Annotated in this window: 4 protein-coding genes; all 4 read right to left on the bottom strand. The window is 70.3% G+C overall.

Features of this window, described 5'->3' with window-relative positions:
* Positions 1–210: hypothetical protein (locus tag ACWGIU_RS37565; protein WP_453712537.1), on the bottom strand; the 210-nt coding region annotated here is incomplete at its 3' end.
* A 64-nt stretch (positions 211–274) separates the two neighbouring features.
* The gene (locus ACWGIU_RS37560) at positions 275–628 is read right to left on the bottom strand and encodes a hypothetical protein (RefSeq protein ID WP_453712536.1); all 354 of its coding nucleotides are present in this window, start codon (positions 626–628) and stop codon (positions 275–277) included.
* Positions 618–1,058 (bottom strand): hypothetical protein, encoded by a 441-nt coding sequence (locus ACWGIU_RS37555; RefSeq protein ID WP_453712535.1) that lies wholly within the window; start codon positions 1,056–1,058, stop codon positions 618–620. Before ACWGIU_RS37555 ends, ACWGIU_RS37560 begins: the two co-directional genes overlap by 11 nt.
* Entirely contained in the window at positions 1,059–1,442 is a 384-nt protein-coding gene (locus tag ACWGIU_RS37550) for a hypothetical protein (protein ID WP_453712534.1), read from the bottom strand.
* Positions 1,443–1,566 lie beyond the last annotated feature (124 nt).

The following is a 1,566-nucleotide window of genomic DNA, read 5'->3' as shown; positions in this document are numbered from 1 at the left end:
GACCTCAACTGTCGCCGCGTCGAGCCTGGCCAGGTCGGTGACGGCCTTGGTGTCGGCGGCGCCTTTGGTGACGCCGGCTTCGGCGAGGGCCGCGTTGAGGGCGAGGAGGTTCGCCTGCTGCTCGGGCGGCGGTCCGGGCGGCTCGTCGGGCGGTGGTTGGGGCTGTTCGTCGAGGATGCCCATGTCGATGAGCGTCTCGGCGTCGGCCATCGGCTGATGACGGCGCGGTGCCGCAGGCCGCGGCGCGGGATCGTCGCTCATCGCACTCCAGTTCTTACACGTCGCTGCGCTCGAGGACGCGAGCCGCACGGGGGGACATGGGCCGTGCGGCCGGCGGTTCGCCGCCGGACTTGCGGATGGATCCGACGAGGTCGCGGATCCTCACCAGCAGCCAGGCGATGGCCTCGTCGTTCTCGGCGATCCGTTCCTGCTGCAGCTCGGCCTTCGTCTCGCCTTGCTGAACGCGCTTCTCAAGCCGCTCGATGGCCTTGCCCTGCTGCTCGCTGACCGCCACGAAATCGTCGCGGCGTTCCTGCCGGGGGGTACGCCTCGCCGCGCGGGCGGTCCACACCGCGAATCCGCCGGTCGCCACCGCACCCGCTATCGACGCGATCGCGTCAGGACTCATAGCCATAAGGGGGATCCGCTCTCTTCCGGCGGGGCGGCTCCGGCCAGCCCGCCACGACCAAGACCGGGGCGACCAGCGCCGCCCAGATCGCTGCCGCCACCCAGCCGCGGGGGTAGTCCCCGAGCAGCCAGGCGACTAGGTAGGTCGCCATCCATGGCACCACGATCAGTACCAGGCTGACGAATCCGGCAGTGTCGCGGCCCGGCGGAGCCCACGCGCACACCAGTGCAACCACACCGGCGACGATCCAGCACCAGCCCCATGCGTCGAGCGGCATCAGCGACAGCAGGACTTTGAGGCCCCGCTGATCTGGCTGAGGGGTGATGATCTGGCCGTATCCGATGAGGGTCCAGATGAGTCCGTAGCAGCTGAGGATGGTGCCGCGGCGGCCCAGCTGCCGCTTGAGCCGCCGGACCGCACGGCACCTCACTTACACGCCCCGGGGTGCGGAGGGACTGTAGGGACTCTTCTGCTCGAGTGCCGTCACGACGACCGGGGCAGTGATCTGCGTCCGCTCCCACATCGCGAGGACCGCGGCGAGAGTTGCCATCACGGTGGCCTGCTTGGCTGCGGTCCAGTCGAGTCCGAAGCCGATGAAGAGTGCCATGAAGGCCTGGGCGAGCTGCGTGATGGCGGCGCCCAACGCGCCGTCCTTGGCGACGATGGCCAGCCATACGCCAACACCGGCGGCGAGCGCGGAGTTGATGAGGGCCTGCTGGGTGTCGCTGACGTTGAGGCCGAAGGCTGCCGCGAGCTTCAGGGCGGCTGCTGCGAAGCCGAGGAGCAGGGCCGGCTCTCTGCCGAGAATCTTCATAGGTCAGACCGCCTTCGGGGCTGCGGCGGGGGAGAGCCGGTGTGCGAGGTCCGTGAGGGTGTCTGCGCTCCGGTCCGTCGCGGCGACCGTGGCGCCGAGGCCGGCCAGGGTGCGGGCCACGGCC

The organism is Streptomyces sp. NPDC054840, assembly GCF_053611065.1.
Note: the sequence above shows the minus strand (reverse complement) of the source record. Positions and strands in the feature narration are given on the sequence as shown.